Raw genomic sequence first — 18,305 nt, forward strand, 5'->3', positions numbered from 1 at the left:
ACGAAAGTGGCTTTCGGGCTAATCAAGTCAGGCCAGTGGTTGGTCGGGTTGCTGGAGTACGGCGAAATTGAGCTGGCCTTCGTCGTCGCGCTGGACGTCGAGGACCTTGTCGTCGAGTATCTCGGCCGCTGCTTGTTCGAGGAACACCTTGGCTCCCGCTTCGGTGCCGAGTATCTGGTCGCCGCTCTGGGGTTCGGGCGCCACGGACAGCGCCAGCGCGGGTTCGTCACCTTGTTGCTGCATGGCGAACCGGACTCCCGCGGTCTCTTCGTCCAGTTGCGCGGTGAGCGCGCTGATCGCCTCGGCGGCGGCTTCGGTCATCGCGAGCATCTTCGGCCTTCCCTTCGGTCGGTTTCGCGCCTTGCCGTCCACCGTAGGGGCAGCTGGATCGGCTCGCCGCGTGAGTGGGCGGACTATGCTGGAGGTCATGCCGGAGCATTCCGCGAGATTCACGCTCGGACCTGAACTTCTGGACAGGCTCCTCGAGCATCTCGCGGCCAGGGTGCGTGCGGTGGGCACCGCGCTCAGCACCGCCGAAACCCCGCCGAGGGTGGTGCGCGCCACCGGGGACGCTTCGGAATTCGAGGCGCTGCAAGCGAAACTCGGCGAAGGGCCGACCAGGCTGGCCGCGGAAAGCCATGTGGCGGTCCATTCCGCGGACCTGCGTCACGACGAACGCTGGCCGAAGCTCGCGAAAGCGTTGGCGGTACGGGAAAAAGTGGTCGCGCTGGCCGTCGCGGGCGGCTGGGACGACGACGGCCCGATCGTGCTGACCGTGTATCTCGGCCGTGATCCGACGCCGGACGACATCCAGGCGATCGAGGAGACCGAGCCGGTGCTCGCCGTTTCGGCGGCGATGATCGATTTCTGCGCGGGCGAGATCGTCAAGGCCGATCAGCTGGTCGACATGATCGAATACCGGCGCGTGATCGAGCAGGCCAAGGGCATGATCATGGCGATACGCGGCTGCGGGGCCGCCAGCGCGTTCCGGACGCTCGTGTCGACGAGCCAGCACTACAACGTCAAACTGCGTGAACTCGCGGTCGCCACGGTCGAACTGGTCGGGCACGCGCCCGCCGAGAGCGGCGCCGAGGAGCAGCTCACGCCACCCGCCGACGCCGCACGCCGGGCCGCCGCCCACCTGTGGCGCGCGCTGCGCTCACGGTGATTCGCGGAGTGACTCGGCCACCGAGCCGCCCGCGATGTCGGCCTGCTCCTCCGGCTCCGGGTCGGAGTGCCGCCGGTAACCGGGTTCGTCGGGCGCCACCTGCTCGACGTCGGGCGGGATCTCGTCGATCGAGGCGTCGAGCTGATCGGCGGGCGTGATCGCCAGCGGCCTTTCCGGCACCTCGTCGCCGCTGACGTCCGGCTCCTCTTCACTGAGCCGCTGGTCCAGTGTCTCGCCCTCGCGCACCTCCGCCGCGGTGGTGCCGAACCGGTCGGCCGCGCTGTAGTGCTCGGCGGGCTCCACCCCGGCCTCCAGCGGATCGACGCGCAGTTCGTCCTCGTCGAGCGCTTCGGCGGTGTTCAAGGTGTTAGGTTCTTCCGGACCACTCAAGGCGGGCTCCTTCCGTCTGTGTCACCGACTGCGTACCCGGTGAAACCCCCTGGTCAAACCAGTCGCCCAGATCACACTTTCCTTACTTCACGAGTTTGTGAATCCGAGTATCGTTCGAGGTATGACCATGGCTGTGCGGGAGCCACCGGCTTCCTCCCGGGAGGACCTGGGGCGGCACGCCGCCTGGTACGTCCTCGCAGGCGTGGTCGCGACGGCCGCACAGGCGGTCATCTTCCTGCTGTTACGCGCCGAAGTCGGCTCGCAGGCCGCGAACCTGATCGCGATCGCCATCACCACGGTCGGAAACACCGAGTTCCACCGGCGCGTCACCTTTGACGGCCGGCAGAGCAAAGCGACAAAACGGCATTTTCAGGACTTTCTCACCTTTTGTTTCTACGCGGGCTACGGCTCACTCGTTTTGGCTTCACTCGATGTGCTCGTCGCGCAACCCTCGGCCTTGTTGGAAACTGCCGTATTGCTCGCCGCGAGCCTGGTCGGCGGCATAGTCCGGTTCGCTGTGCTGCGCTGGTGGGTGTTCACGCGCGCGTAGGCGCTAAGGTCCGGGGCGTGCCAGGAAGCGACACCGAACCGGACTACCGCTTCACCCTGGCCAACGAGCGGACCTTTCTCGCCTGGATGCGCACCGCGCTCGGCCTGCTCGCCGGCGGTGTCGCCGCCCACCAGCTGGTTCCCGGAGACGACACGGCGAAGAAGACGCTCGCCACGCTCTGTGTCGCGCTCGCGGCCATGGTCGCGGTGGCGGGTTATCCACGCTGGCGCCGTGTCCAGCGCGCGATGCGCCGGGGCGAGCCCTTGCCGCGCAGCCTGATGACGCTGGTATTGACCTGCGGAATGGTCGTGATCACCGTGCTCGCCGCGATTCTGGTGCTGGCCGGATGACGACCACCGACGGCGCTCAAGCGCAGCGCACCGGGCTCGCCTGGCGGCGCACGGCCATCGGCGCCGTCGCGTGCGCACTGCTTCTGCTCCACGGCGCCGCGGTCTTCCCCGCCGTGCTCGCCGGTTCGACCGCGGTGCTGCTGGCGCTGGCCGGCCGTCACCGCGAGCGCCAGCTGCGCGCCGCGCAGCCTGCCGCGGCAGGCGCCGTACTGGCCGCCACCGCATCGTTCGCCGTCGCGGCCACGGCCGTCACGACACTCATTTCGGGGTGGGACTGGTAATGGACTTACTGATCGTCGCGAAGCAGGTGCTCACCGGCCCGGCCGGTGAGCGGGTGGCGCAGGGCGCGGTGCTGGTGACCGACGGCAAGATCGCCGCCGTCGGCCCCGAAGCCGAGCTGACCGCGCCCGACGGTGTGCCGACCGTCCACTATCCCGATTCGACTGTCCTACCCGGACTCGTCAACGCCCACGTGCATCTCGCGTTCGACTCCGGCACGGACCCGGTCGCCACGCTGGCGGCCACCGACGACGAGACGCTCGCGGCGGGAATGGCCGAGCGGGCACGGCGATTGCTGGACTGCGGTGTCACCACCGCCCGCGATCTCGGCGACCGCGGCGGGCTGGCGGTCCAGCTGCGAGACCGGATCGCCCGCGGCGAGCTGGCGGGACCGCGGGTGCTCACCGCGGGCGCGCCGCTGACGCCACCGGGCGGGCATTGCTGGTTCCTCGGCGGCGAGGTCGACGGCGACGATCAGATTCGCGCGCGCGTGCGCGAGAACGCGGCGCTCGGCGTCGACCTGATCAAGGTGATGGCGTCGGGCGGGCAGCTGACGCCCGGCGGGGCCGACATGTGGGAGTCGCAGTTCGACGCGCGGCAGTTGCGGGTCATCGTCGCCGAGGCCGCCAAGGCCGGGCTGCCGGTGGCGGCGCACGCGCACGGCACCGAGGCGATCACCGCGGCCGTGATGGCCGGCGTGTCGACCATCGAGCACTGCACCTGGCTCGGCCAGGGCGGGTCTTACGATCCCCGCCCGGAGATCGCCGAAGAGATGGCCGCGCGCGGCATCGCGGCCTGCTCGGCGATGAGCGGCAACTGGCGACGCCTGGCAGAAGTACTGGGCCCCGAGCGCGCGGAACGGCTCTTCGGCAGGCTCCGCTGGCTCGACGAGCTGGGCGTCCCGCTGCTGATCGGCACCGACGCCGGGCTGCCCGGCTCGGTTTTCCACGATCTGACCGGCAGCTTGGAGCTGTACGAACACGTGGGCTTCAGCCGCGAACGGATCATCGAACTGGCGACCACCGGCTCGGCCACGGCGCTCGGCCTGGGTGACACGACCGGTCGCGTCGCGCCCGGATTCGACGCCGATCTGCTCGTCGTCGACGGCGATCCCACTACCGAATTGACTGCGCTGCGTCAAGTGCGACTCGTGGTGGCGGGTGGTCGGCAGCACATCCTGCGAGACTCGAATCGCACTGTGCACTGACTGATCTCGTTTGCATAAAGCAGGTTGCTGCTATCGGGGTATCTCTAGTTGAAATCTGGACTGTTGGTGCTGCTCGGCCTACAGTTACGCTCAGTCGCTACGACGGCAAGTAAGACGTGATCTTTTGGAGTACTTGCCGTTGAGAAGTTACTAAGCGTGGACCCCGGACGGCGACTCGTCGCAGGGTCGCCGGGGAGACGACCATGCGAGCCACTTTTCGCACGACAGAACAGGCGCCCGCGTTCACAGCGGCGCCTGTTCCGGGTTATGTGACGCCTGAAACGCTACCGCGGCCCGGTGGCAGGCTCACCAAGGAAGACCTCGACCCACTGGTCAAGGACGCCGGCGAGGGGAACCCGGCCGCCATCCAGTCGCTGCTGCGGCTGATCGGCCCGGTCGTCGTCCGCTACTGCCGCGCCCGCCTCGGCGGCCGCGACCTGTCCTACCTTTCGGCGGACGACGTCGCGCAGGAGGTCTGCCTCGCGGTGCTCAAGGCGCTGCCGGACTACCAGGACCGCGGCGGCTCCTTCCTCTATCTCGTGCACGCCATCGCGGCCAACAAGGTCGCCGACGCCTACCGCGCCGTCTCCCGCGACCGCTGCGACCCGGTGCCCGAGCTGCCCGAACGCCCGCTGATCGAGAACGGGCCGGAGAGCCACGCGCTGCACCTCGACCTCGGCGCCCGCCTCGGCAAGCTGCTCGGCACCCTGCCCCGCGTGCAGCAGGAGATTCTCGCGCTGCGCATCGCGGTCGGCCTCTCGGCCACCGAAACCGCCGAAGCGCTGGGCATTTCCGCAGGCAACGTCCGCGTCACCCAGCACCGCGCGCTGACCAGGCTCCGCGCCATGGTCACCGCCGACGAGGATTTCTAGGCCCCTCTCACCGGCTTGACCCCCGATCTTTATAAGGTTGTCCCTCTAGCGGTTGAACACCCAGCCGCAGCGCGCCGGTCTTCGGACCGGCGTTCGCGTGAAGCGAGACGCTGCCAGCTGTGGTCACCGGCCGCCGTTGCCTCGCTCGCGCGCCCACGACGGGATCGACGAGCCAGGGAGCAAGGTGTCGTTAAGGGAGTCCGACGACTTCGAGGTCGACCAGCGGATCCGGGAGCTGCGCGACGAGCTGGACGGTCTTCGTCGCGCACTGCGCACGCGCGCGACCATCGAACAGGCCATGGGTGTGCTCATCGTCGCGCAGCGGTGTGGTCCGGACCAGGCGTTCCGGACACTGGTGCGGCTGTCCCAGCAGCACAACATCAAGTTGCACCGGATCGCGCAGATGCTCGTCCGGCTCGCCTCGACGGTCCCGCCGGAGAAGCTGGAGCCGCTGCTACGCCAGGCCGTCGCGTCGTCACCCCAGCTCGAGGACGACGACCCGGTGTGGACACCCGACGGCGACCTGCTCGACCGGGCCCGCGCGCTGCTCGAGACCGAGTCCGTGCCCGCGCTCGCGTCGCTGTACGAGCTACTCGTCGACCGCGGCTGGCTTCCCCCATACGAGGTACTGGCCGGGTTGGGTAACGGCTCGAAAGACTCGTGAGTGGTACGGCCGGTTAGAACCGGCCGTACCACTCACGACTCCAGTGCGTAGGCGCGGCGCGCCGTGTGCTCGAAGACCTCGGCGCGTTCGAGGTCCGACAGCGGACCCGTGAGCGAGAGCGCGGCGTCGACCACGACTTCATAGGAGGCGGCGAGTTCGCAGACCGGCCAGTCCGAGCCGAACATCACCCGCTGCGCGCCGAACGACTCGAAGACGTGCTCGGCGTGGCGGCGCAGATGCCCGACGCGCCACTGGTTCCAGTCGGCTTCGGTGACCAGGCCGGAGAGCTTGCAGTACACGTTCGGCCGCTCGGCGAGTTTGGCGAACTCGTCGGCCCACGGCTGCCATTCGCCGCTCGCGATCGGTGGTTTCGCCGCGTGGTCGAGCACGAAGGTCATGTCCGGCAACGCATCCACGGCCGTGCGGGCCGCCGCCAGCTGCGGGGTCTGGACCAGCAGGTCGTACGCGAGGCCCGCGCGGCCGATGGCGGCGAGCCCGCTGATCACGTCGGGCCTGGCGAGCCAGCCGGGGTCAGGCTCGTTCTCGACCTGATGCCGGATGCCCACCAGCGGGCCGAGCGCGGCGAGCCGGTCGAGCTGGGCGTCCACCTTCGGGTCGGTCAGATCGACCCAGCCGACGACGCCCGCGATGATCGGCTCGTCCGCCGCGGTCTCCAGGAATTCGACGGTCTCCTCGACCGAGGACACGGTCTGCACCAGCACCGTCGAGCGGACGCCGGCGCGGCGCGTCACCGCGCGGAGATCGTCCACTGTGTAGGGACGCCGGATCGGGTCGAGCGAAGACGGCGCCATCCACGGGTAGTCACGCCGGGACGGATCCCACAGATGGTGGTGTGCGTCGATCACGACCGTACTCCCGCCTCCACCACGGTGTCCGCGCGCAGCAGACCCGCCCCGATGAGCTCGGACCACAATGCCGCCGGCACCGGCTTCCGTGCACGCGAAACGTTGACTGTCACCTGATCGGGCGAGTGGGCGCCGACCACGACCGACGCGACGGTCGGGTGCACCGACGGCAGCGCGATGGCGGCGTCGGGCAGTTCCACGCCGTGCTTTTCGCAGATGGCCGCGATCTGCGAAGCGCGGGCCACCAGCTCCGGCGGGGCGTCGGCGTAGTTGTACTTCGCGCCGGGCGTGTGCGTCGCCAGGATTCCGCCGTTGAACACGCCCGCGGCCATCACGGCCACTTCGCGTTCCACGCACAGCGGCAGCAGCTCGTCCAGCGCGGGCTGGTCGAGCAGCGAATACCGGCCCGCCACCATGATCGCGTCGAGATCGGCGCGGCGGATGAACTCGGCGAGCATCTCCGCCTGGTTCATGCCGACGCCGATCGCGCGCACCACACCCTGGTCCCGCAGTTCCGCCAGCGCGGGGATCGCGCCGTCCATCGCTTCGGCGAAGTGGTCGTCCGGGTCGTGGATGTAGGCGATGTCGACGCGGTCCAGCCCCATGCGGGTCAGACTGTCCTCAAGGGAGCGCAGCACGCCGTCACGGCTGAAGTCCCAGCGCCGCCGGAAGCTCGCAGGCACGTCGAAACCCTGGGTGTCCCGCCGCGAGACGCCGTCCGGGTCCGGCTCCAGCACGCGGCCGACCTTCGTCGACACCACGAATTCGTCGCGGGGGTACGCCGACAGCCCGGCGCCGAGCCGCCGCTCGGAAAGTCCCAGCCCGTAATGCGGCGCGGTGTCGAAGTAACGGATTCCCGCGTCCCACGCCGTCGACACGGTCGCGCGGGCCGTGTCGTCGGAGATCGCGTGGTACAGGTTGCCGAGCTGGGCACAGCCGAGGCCCAGCCGGGTCACGTTCAGACCAAAATTCAAGGTAGCTCCCAAACCAGCGAGATGCCCGAGTCGGTGCCGGAGTAGTCGTCCTCGACCTCCAGCAGCTCGGCCATGCGAGCCTGCCACGGAATGTTCGCGGCGTGGTCACGCAAGGCGTTCCGCATCGCCGCGTAGTCGTCGACCTCCACCACGTGAAAGAGGTCGCGGCCATCGCGCCAAATACGCCACGAACGCACTCCCGCCTCGCGCAACGCGGTGTCCAGCTCCGGCGGGATGACCGCGTGGACGCTTTCGTACTCCGCTTCCTTCCCCGGTTTCAGCCGGGTGTGCAATGCGACACGCTGGGGCATCGCGCCTCCTTCAGGCAAGACATGGCAGTCTGGACAACAACACGTAAAACATCCGAGGACTTTCGGGGAGGCGGGTCGGACATGCCGGTCACCGACGTCGCGATCGACAAGATCAAAGACATGATCATCTCGGGCGAGCTGGCTCCAGGCGACCGGCTCCCGAAAGAGGCCGAGCTCGCGCAGCGGCTGGGTCTGTCCCGCAGTTCCTTGCGTGAGGCGGTCAAGGCACTGTGCCTCATCCGGGTGCTCGACGTGCGCCAGGGTGACGGCACGTACGTCACCAGCCTGGAGCCGAACCTGTTGCTGGACGCGATGACCTTCGTCGTCGACTTCCACCGCGACGACACCGTGCTCGACTTCCTGGCGGTGCGCCGGATCCTGGAGCCCGCCGCGACCGCGATGGCCGCGCTGCACATGAGCGAAGAGGACATCGCGGAGCTAGGCGAACTGCTCGACGAGCTCGCCGACGCGCCGACCGTGGAGGCGCTGGTCGCCAACGATCTGCAGTTCCACCGCAAGATCGCCGACGGTTCCGGCAACCCGGTGCTGTGCTCCCTTCTGGACAGTCTTTCCGGCCCCACCGCGCGGGCGCGGATCTGGCGAGGGCTCACCCAGGAGGGCGCCGTCGCCAGGACCCGCGAGCAGCACACGGCGATCTACGAGGCGATCGCCGCCCGCGAGCCGGAACTGGCCCGCTCGTGGGCGACGGTGCACGTCGCGGGCGTCGAGCAGTGGCTGCGCAACGCCTTGGGCTCCGCCGACGAGGAGCCCGTCCAGCCTTGACGGCACGGGTGAACTCCTTTACGTCTGAGGTTTTCCGCCCGCGAAGCGGGAGATGATCAGCGCCACCAGGATGATGCCGCCGTAGATCGCGGTGATCCAGAAGACCGGCACCTGCGCCAGGTTCAGCAGGTTGTTGACGACGCCGAGGAGCAACACGCCGGTCAGCGCGCCGAACATGCTGCCTTTGCCGCCGTCGAGCGAGATCCCGCCGATGACCGCGGCGGCGAAGACGGTGAAGATCATCCCGTCGCCCTGGTTGGCGTTGAGCGCGCCGACGTAGCCGGTGAGCACGAGCCCGCCCAGCGCGGCCAGCACACCGGCGACCACGAACACCAGCCAGGAGATCCGGTCCACCCGGATGCCCGCCGCCCGTGCGGCCTCCCGGTTCCCGCCGATGGCGTAGAGCGCGCGGCCGACCCGGTGGTAGCGCAGGACGAACCCGGCGACGGCGTACGCGACACCCGCGAGCCACACCGACATCGGCAGCCCGGCGAACGTCGTCGTGGCCAGGTCGGTGAACGCGTCGGGCAGGTCGAACAGCGTCTTGCCGTTGGTGGAGCCGATCAGCAGGCCGCGCAGGATGGTCAGCATCGCCAGCGTCACGATGAAGGCGTTCAGCTGGAGCTTGACGATCAGGAACCCGTTGACCACACCGACGAGCGCGCCGATGAGCAGCACGATCAGGATGCCCGCGAACGTCGGCAGCTCCGTGCCGAAACCGGCCGACACCGCGGGGATCACCAGCATCGCGCCCAGCGCCGGTGCGATGCCGACCGTGGATTCCAGCGAGAGATCGAATTTCCCGGAGATCAGCACCAGCGACTCGCCGAGCACGACCAGCGCCAGCGCGGCGGACGCGCCGAGGATGCTGATCAGGTTGTCGACCCCGAGGAAGCTGTCGTTCACCAGTGCGCCGAAGATGACGACGACCACGAGCGCGGGCAGCAGCGCCAGTTCGCGTAGCCACCCGATGCGCTTCTTGGCCGGTGCGGCGGGAGCCGCGGCCTGGCCTTTCGCGAGTACTTCAGTCACCGATCTCGACTCCTTCGATTTCCGCCACCAGGTCACCGTCGGACCAGCCGGCCTGGTGTTCGGCCACCACGGCGCCCGCGCGCAGCACGAGCACCCGGTCGCCGAGGCGCAGATCGTCGAGCTCGTCGCTGACGATCAGCACCGCCTTGCCTTCGGCGCGCACCCGGTCGACGACCGCGAGCAGCGCCTCCTTGGACTTCACATCGACACCGGCGGTGGGGTTGATCAGCACCACCACGCGCGGGTCGCTCGCGAGTGCGCGCGCGAGCACCACTTTCTGCTGGTTGCCGCCGGAAAGGTCGGACACCGGCTGGTCGGCGCTCGCGGCCACCACGCCGTAGTCGGCGATGGCCGCGCGGGCGTTGCCGCCGCGGGCGGCCGGTGACGCGATGCCTGCCGGGCCGAGCCGGTCGAGCACGCTCATCGTGGCGTTGTCCGCGATGGACATGCCGAGCACCAGCCCCTGGTGATGGCGATCCCTTGGCACACAGCCGATCCCGGCCTTGAGCGCGGCCGGGACACTGCCCGGCTTGAGCGGCTCGCCGCCGACTTTGATGGTGCCTTCGGTGGGCTTGCGCAGGCCGTAGAGCGTTTCGGCGAGCTGGTGCTTGCCGCTGGCGTTGCTGCCCGCGAGCCCGAGCACCTCACCCTTGCGAAGCCGGAAACTGATGCCGGAGAAGGAATCCCCGGACAGATTGTCCACGGTGAGCGCTTCGGTCGCGTCGGCGTCGAGCGGGTCACGCTCGGCCGCGTCGCGCACCGAAAGGCCGCCCTGGTCCCCCGTCATCGCGGCGACGAGGTCGGCACGGCCGAGGTCCGCGACGGGCGCGGTCAGCACGTGCCTGGCGTCACGCAGGACCGTGACGGCCTCGCAGACCTCGTAGACCTCGTGCAGGTGATGGGAGATGAACAGGAAGGTGACCCCGCTCGCCTGCAGCTCGCGCATCCGCTCGAAAAGCCGCTCGATGGCCTGGCTGTCGAGCTGGGCGGTCGGCTCGTCGAGCACGATGAACCTTGCGCCATAAGACAAAGCGCGCGCGATCTCGACGAACTGGCGGTCCTCGACGGACAGTTCGCCTGCCAAGGTGTCGACGTCGACCGCGACGCCCCACGAGTCGAGCAGCTCACGCGCCTGGCGACGCAGGCGGCTCCAGCTGATCATGAACTTCTTGCCGGATTGCCTGTTGAGGAACAGGTTCTCCGCGACCGTGAGCTGCGGGATGACGGTCGAGTGCTGGTAGACGCACGCGACCTTCTGCCGCCAGCCGTCACGATCGGCCAGCGGCGGCGCCGGTTCCCCGCCGAACCCGACCGACCCGGTGTCCGATTTGGACAGTCCGGTGAGGATCGAGACCAGTGTGGACTTACCGGCGCCGTTCCGGCCGACGAGCGCGTGCGACTCGCCGGGCCGGACTGTCAGGCTGACGTCGGACAAGGCCACGGTCGGGCCGTAGCGCTTGCCGACACCATGAGCGCTGACCACCGGGGCGGCGGACCCCGGAAGGTCCCCAGTGGCTGCGGCCGTCATAAGTTGTTGCCCCACAAAGCCTTGTCGTCGACGTTGTCCTTGGTGACGACCGGCGCGGCCAGCTGGTCTTCGAGGATCCCCGGGTGGGTCTCGACGACGGTGCTGCCGTGGTCGGTCGGGCCTGGCTGGAACTTCTCGCCCGCCATGGCCTTCTTGATCCAGTACATCCCGTACTTGGCGTAGTCGTCGGCGGGCTGCGAGACGGTGGCGTCGAGCTCGCCGTCACGGATCGCCTTGAGCTCCTGCGGGATGCCGTCGTTGCTCACCAGCACGATGTGCTTGGGGTCGCCGACCGGGAAGAAGAGGTTCTTGCGCTTCAAGGTCTGCAGCGTCGGCGCGAGGTAGACGCCGCCGGCCTGCATGTACACGGCTTTGATGTCGGGGTTCGCGGTGAGCAGGCCTTCCAGCCCGGACGCGGCCTTGTCGGCCTTCCACTCGGCCGCGATCTCCAGCACCTGCACGCCGGCGTACTTGGTCTTCATGCAGTCGCGGAAGGCCTCCGACCTTTCGCGGCCGTTGACCGAGGAGAGGTCGCCCATGATCTGCACGACCTTGCCGGAGGCGACCTTGGCGCCGATGGCGTCACAGGCCTTCACGCCGTACGCCTTGTTGTCGGCGCGCACGACCATGGCGACCTTGCCGCTCTCGGGCGCGACGTCGACGGCGACCACCGGGACGCTCTTGTTCTCGGCCTGCTTGAGCCCGGCGACGATGGCCGCGGAGTCCAGCGGGGTCACGACCAGGCCCTTGACGCCCTGGTTGAGCAGGTTGCCGATGTCGGTGATCTGCTTGGCGGAGTCGCTGTCGGCGTTGACCGTCGGCAGCGCGTCGATCCCGGCGGCCTGCGCCATCTTCGGCACGTAGTTGTTGTAGGCCTGCCAGAACGGGGAGGTCAGCAGCGGGACGGTCGCGCCGACCTTGCCGCCCTGCGCCTGCCCGCCACCACCGGCCGGTTTGTCCTTCGTGGAGCCACAAGCCGTGAGTGCGAGACTGGCTATCGCCGTGGCGGCGGCCACTTTCAGCAGAGATGCGCGCACCGGATCCTCCTTGAGCCGGTTGGGGAAAAGCCTTAGTTTTTCGGCCGTAAGCGCAGGCCGTACATGCCACCGTCGACGGCCAGCGCGGTGCCGGTCGTGGAAGCCGACAGCGGGCTCGCCAGGTAGACGATCGAGTTGGCGACCTCGACGGCGGAGACGAGGCGGCCCATCGGCTGGCGGGCTTCGAGCGCGGCGCGCTCGGCCACGGGGTCGTCGGCCTTGTCGAGCAGCCTGCCGACCCACGGGGTGTCCGCGGTGCCCGGCATGACGCAGTTGACCCGGACGCCGTCCGGCACGTGGTCGGCCGCCATCGCGAGGGTGAGCGCGTGCACCGCGCCCTTGCTCGCCGAATAGAGCGCACGTGCGGGCAGGCCGGACCAGGCGGCGATCGAGCAGGTGTTGACGATCGCCGCCGACGGCGACTTCCTCAGGTGAGGCAAGGCGGCACGGGAGACGCGGACCATGCCGACAACGTTGACGTCGAGCACGCGGTGCCACTCGTCGTCGTCGTTGGCGGTGACGTCGCCCTGCGCGCCGATCCCGGCGTTGTTCACGACGATGTCCAGGCGGCCGAACCGGTCCACCACCGCGTCGATCGCCGACGTGACCTCAGCGGCGGAGCTGACGTCACAACGGAAACCGGTCAGGCCGTCCGGCACTTCGTCAGGCTTGAGGTCGAGCACCGCCACGGTGGCGCCGCGCGCGGCGAGCAGCTCGGCCGTCGCCAAGCCGATCCCCGAAGCGCCTCCGGTGACGGCGGCCACCAGGCCTTCGAAATCAGACATCAGCTGTTAACTCTCCGTCCATTCAGGACCGTTCGGGAACTGGAAACGCCGCAGCGTCGCGTCGTGCATACGGCTGGAGAACCCGGGTGCGGTCGGTGCCACGTAACGGCCGTCGCGGACGATGGCCGGGTCGGTGAAGTGCTCGTGCAGGTGATCGACCCACTCGATCGAGCGGTCGACGTCGCTGCCCGAGACCGAAACATAGTCGAACATCGAGAGGTGGCGCACCATCTCGCAGAGCCCGACCCCGCCGGCGTGCGGGCACACCGGGACCCCGAACTTGGCCGCCAGCAACAGGATCGCGACGTTCTCGTTCACGCCGCCGACGCGCGCGGCGTCGAGCTGCAGCACCGAGAGCGAACCTGCCTGCAGCATCTGCTTGAACACCACGCGGTTCTGCACGTGTTCACCGGTGGCGACCTTGATCGGCTGGAGCGCCTTGGCGATCGCCGCGTGCCCGAGCACGTCGTCGGGCGAGGTCGGCTCCTCGATCCAGTACGGGTCGTACGGGGCGAGCTGGTTCATCCAGCCGATGGCCGTGGTGACGTCCCAGCGCTGGTTGGCGTCGACGGCGATCCGGATGCCCGGTCCGACCGTCTCGCGGGCCAGCTTCATCCGGCGGACGTCGTCCTCGACGTCGCCGCCGACCTTGAGCTTGATCATCTCGAAGCCGTCGGCGACCGCCTGCTCGGAGAGCCGGACGAGCTTCGAGTCGGAGTACCCGAGCCAGCCGGGAGACGTGGTGTAGGCGCGATATCCGTGGCGCAGCAGGCGTTCCGTGCGCTCGGCACGGCCCGGCTCGGCGGCCTTGAGGATGTCGATCGCTTCCTGCTCGGTCAGCGCGTCGGAGAGGTAGCGGTAGTCGACGAGCCCGGCGATCTCCTCCGGGGTCATCTCCGCCAGGAATCTCCACAGTGGACGGTCGGCGTGCCGCGCGGCGAGGTCCCACGCGGCGTTGACGACCGCGCCGATCGCCATGTGCGCGACGCCCTTTTCCGGTCCCAGCCAGCGGAACTGCGAGTCGCCGATGAGGTCGGACGACAGCTTCGCGAGCTCGGCCGCGGTGCGGGGCACCCGCTTGCCGACCACATGCGACTCGAGCGCGCTGATCGCGGCGGCCTGCACGTCGTTGCCGCGGCCGATGGTGAACGCGAGCCCGTAGCCATCGGGACCGGTGTCGGCCTTGAGCACGACATAGGCCGCCGAGTAGTCGGGGTCCTGGTTCATGGCGTCGGAACCGTCGAGCTCCCGCGAAGTCGGGAACCGGACGTCCATGACCTCCATGCCGGTGATGTGCGCCATGTCAGGCCTGCCCGACGGACTGCTTCTGGCGGCCGAGGCCGTCGATTTCCAGTTCGATGACGTCACCTTCACGCAGATACGGCTTGGGGTCCGGCTGGCCGAGCGCGACGCCTTCCGGTGTGCCCGTGTTGATCAGGTCGCCGGGGCGCAGCACCATGAACTGGCTCAGGTAGTGCACGATCTCCGCCACCGTGAACACCATGTCCTTGGTGGACGAGTCCTGCCACTTGTGACCGTTGACCCACAGCCGCAGCCCGAGCGCCTGCGGGTCGGCCACCTGGCTCGCCGGCGTCAGCCACGGGCCGAGCGGGTTGAAGTTCTCGCACGACTTGCCCTTGTCCCACTGGCCACCGCGGAACAGCTGGAACTCGCGTTCGGAGACGTCGTTGGAGACGACGTAGCCGGCGACGTGGTCGAGCGCGTCCTCGACGCTCTCGATGTACCTGGCGGTCTTGCCGATGACGACGCCGAGCTCCACCTCCCAGTCGGTGCTGGTGGACTTGCGCGGGACGAGCACCTGGTCGTTCGGCCCGACGACGACGTCGGCGGCCTTCATGAAGACGACTGGCTCCTTCGGGATCTCCGCGTTGGTCTCCTCGGCGTGGCGCCGGTAGTTGAGGCCGATGCAGACGACCTTGCCCGGCTGTGCGATCGGCGAGCCCACCCGCAGGTCCGCGGCGTTGTCGACGGCCGGGAGCGCACCGCTTTCGAGCGCGGCGGCGGCACGGGCGATCCCGTCGGCGGCCAGGAAGGCACCGTCTATGTCGGCGGTCAGCGAGGACAGGTCGTGGATCGTGCCGTCCTCGGCACGCACGAAGGGGCGCTCACTTCCCGGTTCACCGAGACGCAACAGCTGCACGGACGTTCCCTTCCACATCGACTAGCCAGACATCCGATGTATATCGCATCGAAGGGGTCCGATTCTAGGGGTCGATCGGATTAATGCCGAAAATTGATCGGATCAGTCGACGCTCGTTGTCCGCCCGCCAGGAAGCTTCCGGCCGTATGGGAATATTTACCCACGCTAAGCAAGTTTCGCACTTTAGGAGAACTACTGGGTGGGAGTCCGATGAGCACAACCATGGTGGAGCCTGCGGCAACAGTGCAGGTCAGAACACACAGCAGGCTGCGATACGCGCTGATCCTCGGCGGCCTGTCCGCGTTCGGGCCACTGTCGATCGACATGTACCTGCCCGCGTTCCCGTCGATGACGGCCGACTTCGCGAGCACCCCGTCGACACTGCAGCTCACCCTCTCCGCGTTCATCATCGGCCTCGCCATCGGCCAGGTGGTCATCGGACCGCTGTCCGACGCGCTCGGCCGCCGCAGGCCACTGGTCGCCGGACTGGCGCTCTACGTGATCGGTTCCATACTCTGCGCGTTCGCCCCGACGGCCGAGCTGCTCATCGCCGCCCGCGTGGTCCAGGCCATCGGCGCGGCGGCGGGCATCGTGATCGCGCGGGCGACCGTGCGCGACCTGTTCTCCGGCATCGCGATGACCAAGTTCTTCTCGATGCTGATGCTGGTCAACGGGCTCGCCCCGATCCTGGCGCCGATCATCGGCGGCCAGGTGCTCCGGGTGACCTCGTGGCGCGGCGTCTTCATCGTGCTGGTCGTGTTCGGCGCGATGCTCCTGACCGTCGTCGCACTCGCCATGCCTGAGCCGCTGCCGGTCGAGAAGCGGGTCCCGGCACGGCCGCGCGCGATCCTGCGCACCTACTTCCGCCTGCTGCGCGACCGCACGTTCATGGGCTACACGCTCGCGTCCGGCCTGATGTTCGCGGGCCTGTTCGCCTACATCTCCGGCTCGTCGTTCGTGCTGCAGGACATCTACGGCCTGAGCCCGCAGGCCTACGCGCTCGCGTTCGGCATCAACGGCATCGGCATCGTGGCGGTCGGCCAGCTCAACGGCGCCATCGTCGGCCGCTTCCCCGAGCGCTCCCTGCTGCGCGTCGGCCTGTTCTTCTCGGTGCTCGGCGGGGCACTCGTGCTCTCGGCCGTCGTGTTCGACTGGGGCCTCATCGGCCTGCTGGCCGGCCTGTTCGTGACCGTGGCCAGCATCGGCATGGTCGCCCCGAACGCCAGCTCACTCGGCCTGGCCGAGCAGGCGGGCAACGCGGGCGCCGCCTCGGCGCTGATGGGCGTGCTCCAGTTCCTGGTCGGCGGGCTCGCCACGCCGCTGGTCGGCCTCGGCGGCTCGGGCACCGCGCTCCCCATGGTCATCGTGATCGCGAGCTTCACCGTCCTGGCCCTGCTGGCCTTCCTCACCCTCACCCGAGACCAGCCCGAAAGCCACTCTCGCCAGGTCCGATAGCCCGAAAGCCACTTTCGTCAGATCGCATCTGACGAAAGTGGCTTTCGGGGTTTCACGAGCAGGGTCAGCGGCCGGGCTGGACCGGGGTGCCACCGGTGACCTCGGCGGCGCCCAGCACCGGGGCGGCGAAGGCGGCGCCGGTCGAGCGCAGCGTCCACAGCCTGGTCTGGTCGGTGACCTGGACGACGGCCACGTCGGTCTTGCCGTCGAGGTCGAAGTCGCCGGTGCTGAACGCCGACTTCGCCGGGTCGAACCGCCCGGCCTCCCGCCACCACGACGCCGGCACGAAACCGGTGGTCTCACCGGACACGAACAGCTCGACGTCGCCGCCGCCGTGGTCGTAGGCGGTCACGATCTCGGCCTTGCCATCGCCGTCGACATCTCCGGTGACCGGCGTGCCGCGGTCGGCGCAGAAGGCACCGGCCGCGCTTCCCCAGCGCACGACACCGGCTTCGAAGGCGGTGCCACCGGAGCGGTAGGTCCGCACGCTGCTCTGACAACCACCTTGGTCACGCAGCTCGGCCAGATCGGACTTGCCGTCGCCGTCGAAGTCGCCGGCAACCAGGCGGGCGTGGGCGAAGTCGGCCCCGCCGGTGCCTGACTGGAGCCACTCGACGGGGTGGCCCAGCGAGCCGCCGGGGAACACCAGCACCCGCCAGCCGGCCGGGGTGCTCAGCTGCAGCGCGATGTCGGCTTTGCCGTCGGCGTTGAAATCACCGGACAGCGCCCGGACGGAGCTGAGCGGGAGCGCCTCGCTACCGCTGTCCCAGACCGTCCTCGCGGCGTAGTTCGCGCCGTCGCTGACGAGCTCCCACAGCGCGAGCTTGCCGTCGCTCAGCTGCCTGAGCATCGCAAGATCCGTACGGCCGTCACCGTCGAAGTCGCCACGGGCCTGCTTGTAGTCGTTGTCGCCGCCGCCGTTGCCCGCGGTGTCGAAAACCCGGGTGGCGGCATGGAATCCGCCATCGCGGGCGACGACGTTCCAGGTCACGGTGCGCCCGGCGCCGTAGTTCAGCAACGCGGTCACGTCGGCGCGGCCGTCACCGGTCAGGTCGCCCGGTTCGTGTGCGGGCGGTGCGGGATTCTTCAGCGCGGCGAGATCCCAGCCCTGGCGCAGCCCGCTGTGGTTGCCCGCCTTGTCGATCGCGCCGACGTAGAGCGATCCGCTCGCGTCGCCGGTCGACGGATCGGGCAGCAGCGTCAGCGGCAGCACCGCGGTGCCGTCGGGGCCGGCCTTGATCTTGGGGCTTACGGCCCAGTTGCGGAAGCCGAAGTAGTACTCGACGACGTCGGTGTCCCCCTCGGCCGGCCGCAGGGTCACGGTTCCGGTGGTACGGGCCGGGATGGCAGGCTCGCCGTCCGGGTAGTCGGTGGAGGAGATCCGCGGTTCTCCGGGAAACACCTTGTCGACGGTGAAGTAGCAGTCCTGGCTGTACGGGCTGAAGTCCTGGCCGTCGCTGCCGCGGGCCCGGAAGTGGTAGGTCTGGTCGTGGACGAACACCCCGTCGGGCACGTCGCCCATGGAGAACCGGGTGCCGGACGGCAGCGCCGCCGACTCCCGGGAGAAGGCGAGGGTGCCGTCACCTCTGAAGACCTCCAGGATGGCCGAGGAGTGATCACCGTCCGGGTCACTCACCGAAGCGACGAACTCCCGCTTGTTCAGCGGGACCGGCGCCTCCACCGTGCCACAGGGCACCGGGATCGGACCGGCGAAGGTCACCTTCGGCACGTCCGGCGGCCGGTTGGCCTGAGCCGCGACCGCGGGACTCGCCAGTCCGGTGACCAGCGCCAGCACCCCGCCCGCGAGTACGGCTTGGCGCACGCGCGACGAACTCCACCCCATGGAAGTACCTCCCCTGATGAGCCGGACCTCGCGTCCGGCTTCACCCCTGT

At 69.0% G+C, this 18,305-nt stretch carries 21 protein-coding genes; 9 read left to right on the top strand and 12 right to left on the bottom strand.

All coding sequences use genetic code 11. From position 1 onward, the window contains the following. Positions 1-27 precede the first annotated feature (27 nt). On the bottom strand, positions 28-330 hold the full coding sequence (locus AB5J62_RS31060) for an iron-sulfur cluster biosynthesis protein (protein ID WP_370943529.1): 303 nt from the start codon (positions 328-330) through the stop codon (positions 28-30). Positions 331-427: 97 nt separating this feature from the next. Between AB5J62_RS31060 and AB5J62_RS31065 the strand changes: the two genes are divergently transcribed. Continuing rightward, complete coding sequence (locus tag AB5J62_RS31065; RefSeq protein ID WP_370943530.1) at positions 428-1,168, top strand: ANTAR domain-containing protein; 741 nt, start codon at positions 428-430, stop codon at positions 1,166-1,168. On the opposite strand, the gene AB5J62_RS31070 is transcribed toward AB5J62_RS31065, so the two are convergent. Next, positions 1,160-1,531 (bottom strand): hypothetical protein, encoded by a 372-nt coding sequence (locus tag AB5J62_RS31070; protein WP_370943531.1) that lies wholly within the window; start codon positions 1,529-1,531, stop codon positions 1,160-1,162. The genes AB5J62_RS31065 and AB5J62_RS31070 overlap by 9 nt on opposite strands. A 148-nt stretch (positions 1,532-1,679) precedes the next feature. Here AB5J62_RS31070 and AB5J62_RS31075 point away from each other — a divergent pair, with 148 nt between their 5' ends. The 6 genes from AB5J62_RS31075 to AB5J62_RS31100 all read left to right on the top strand — a co-directional run bounded on the left by AB5J62_RS31075 (position 1,680) and on the right by AB5J62_RS31100 (position 5,480). After that, positions 1,680-2,108 (top strand): GtrA family protein, encoded by a 429-nt coding sequence (locus AB5J62_RS31075; RefSeq protein ID WP_370943532.1) that lies wholly within the window; start codon positions 1,680-1,682, stop codon positions 2,106-2,108. Positions 2,109-2,125: 17 nt separating this feature from the next. After that, positions 2,126-2,458 (top strand): YidH family protein, encoded by a 333-nt coding sequence (locus AB5J62_RS31080; RefSeq protein WP_370943533.1) that lies wholly within the window; start codon positions 2,126-2,128, stop codon positions 2,456-2,458. Further along, positions 2,455-2,739 carry a hypothetical protein gene (locus AB5J62_RS31085; protein WP_370943535.1) on the top strand — a complete coding sequence of 95 codons (285 nt, stop codon included), beginning with the start codon at positions 2,455-2,457 and terminating at the stop codon, positions 2,737-2,739. Before AB5J62_RS31080 ends, AB5J62_RS31085 begins: the two co-directional genes overlap by 4 nt. Then, positions 2,739-3,944 (top strand): amidohydrolase family protein, encoded by a 1,206-nt coding sequence (locus tag AB5J62_RS31090; RefSeq protein ID WP_370943536.1) that lies wholly within the window; start codon positions 2,739-2,741, stop codon positions 3,942-3,944. The genes AB5J62_RS31085 and AB5J62_RS31090 overlap by 1 nt, the downstream gene beginning before the upstream one ends. Before the next feature lie 203 nt (positions 3,945-4,147). Further along, positions 4,148-4,816: an RNA polymerase sigma factor ShbA gene (shbA, locus tag AB5J62_RS31095; RefSeq protein WP_370943537.1), complete on the top strand. Its 669-nt coding sequence runs from the start codon at positions 4,148-4,150 to the stop codon at positions 4,814-4,816. 184 nt (positions 4,817-5,000) lie between these two features. Continuing rightward, the gene (locus AB5J62_RS31100; protein WP_370943538.1) at positions 5,001-5,480 is read left to right on the top strand and encodes an ANTAR domain-containing protein; all 480 of its coding nucleotides are present in this window, start codon (positions 5,001-5,003) and stop codon (positions 5,478-5,480) included. A gap of 32 nt (positions 5,481-5,512) precedes the next feature. Here AB5J62_RS31100 and AB5J62_RS31105 read toward each other — a convergent pair whose 3' ends face one another. From AB5J62_RS31105 to AB5J62_RS31115, 3 genes are read right to left on the bottom strand one after another with little or no spacing between them, the layout of a single operon-like run. Further along, positions 5,513-6,346, bottom strand: coding sequence for an amidohydrolase (locus AB5J62_RS31105; protein ID WP_370943539.1), 834 nt, complete (start codon positions 6,344-6,346; stop codon positions 5,513-5,515). After that, a complete protein-coding gene (locus tag AB5J62_RS31110) occupies positions 6,343-7,320 on the bottom strand; it encodes an aldo/keto reductase (protein ID WP_370943540.1) in 978 nt (325 codons plus the stop codon). The genes AB5J62_RS31105 and AB5J62_RS31110 overlap by 4 nt, the downstream gene beginning before the upstream one ends. Then, a complete protein-coding gene (locus AB5J62_RS31115; RefSeq protein ID WP_370943541.1) occupies positions 7,317-7,631 on the bottom strand; it encodes an L-rhamnose mutarotase in 315 nt (104 codons plus the stop codon). The genes AB5J62_RS31110 and AB5J62_RS31115 overlap by 4 nt, the downstream gene beginning before the upstream one ends. An 81-nt stretch (positions 7,632-7,712) precedes the next feature. Between AB5J62_RS31115 and AB5J62_RS31120 the strand changes: the two genes are divergently transcribed. Further along, positions 7,713-8,414, top strand: coding sequence for a FadR/GntR family transcriptional regulator (locus AB5J62_RS31120; protein ID WP_370943543.1), 702 nt, complete (start codon positions 7,713-7,715; stop codon positions 8,412-8,414). Between the two features lie 18 nt (positions 8,415-8,432). On the opposite strand, the gene AB5J62_RS31125 is transcribed toward AB5J62_RS31120, so the two are convergent. The 6 genes from AB5J62_RS31125 to AB5J62_RS31150 are packed head-to-tail and all read right to left on the bottom strand — an operon-like array spanning position 8,433 to position 14,957. Beyond that, complete coding sequence (locus AB5J62_RS31125) at positions 8,433-9,386, bottom strand: ABC transporter permease (protein WP_370950388.1); 954 nt, start codon at positions 9,384-9,386, stop codon at positions 8,433-8,435. A 52-nt stretch (positions 9,387-9,438) separates the two neighbouring features. Further along, the gene (locus tag AB5J62_RS31130; RefSeq protein ID WP_370943544.1) at positions 9,439-10,974 is read right to left on the bottom strand and encodes a sugar ABC transporter ATP-binding protein; all 1,536 of its coding nucleotides are present in this window, start codon (positions 10,972-10,974) and stop codon (positions 9,439-9,441) included. Continuing rightward, on the bottom strand, positions 10,971-11,999 hold the full coding sequence (locus AB5J62_RS31135) for a sugar ABC transporter substrate-binding protein (protein ID WP_370950389.1): 1,029 nt from the start codon (positions 11,997-11,999) through the stop codon (positions 10,971-10,973). The genes AB5J62_RS31130 and AB5J62_RS31135 overlap by 4 nt, the downstream gene beginning before the upstream one ends. Positions 12,000-12,043: 44 nt before the next feature. Beyond that, the gene (locus AB5J62_RS31140; RefSeq protein WP_370943545.1) at positions 12,044-12,796 is read right to left on the bottom strand and encodes an SDR family NAD(P)-dependent oxidoreductase; all 753 of its coding nucleotides are present in this window, start codon (positions 12,794-12,796) and stop codon (positions 12,044-12,046) included. A gap of 6 nt (positions 12,797-12,802) precedes the next feature. Beyond that, positions 12,803-14,098 carry an enolase C-terminal domain-like protein gene (locus AB5J62_RS31145; RefSeq protein WP_370943546.1) on the bottom strand — a complete coding sequence of 432 codons (1,296 nt, stop codon included), beginning with the start codon at positions 14,096-14,098 and terminating at the stop codon, positions 12,803-12,805. Position 14,099: 1 nt separating this feature from the next. Beyond that, positions 14,100-14,957, bottom strand: a complete 858-nt coding sequence (locus tag AB5J62_RS31150) for a fumarylacetoacetate hydrolase family protein (protein WP_370943547.1) — start codon at positions 14,955-14,957, stop codon at positions 14,100-14,102. 210 nt (positions 14,958-15,167) lie between these two features. Here AB5J62_RS31150 and AB5J62_RS31155 point away from each other — a divergent pair, with 210 nt between their 5' ends. After that, positions 15,168-16,412, top strand: coding sequence for a Bcr/CflA family multidrug efflux MFS transporter (locus tag AB5J62_RS31155; protein ID WP_370943548.1), 1,245 nt, complete (start codon positions 15,168-15,170; stop codon positions 16,410-16,412). A 64-nt stretch (positions 16,413-16,476) separates the two neighbouring features. Here the strand turns inward: AB5J62_RS31155 and AB5J62_RS31160 are convergent, their stop codons facing one another. Further along, positions 16,477-18,255, bottom strand: coding sequence for an FG-GAP repeat domain-containing protein (locus tag AB5J62_RS31160; RefSeq protein WP_370943549.1), 1,779 nt, complete (start codon positions 18,253-18,255; stop codon positions 16,477-16,479). Positions 18,256-18,305: the final 50 nt, after the last annotated feature.

It is taken from the genome of Amycolatopsis sp. cg5 (genome assembly GCF_041346955.1).
Lineage (GTDB): Bacteria > Actinomycetota > Actinomycetes > Mycobacteriales > Pseudonocardiaceae > Amycolatopsis.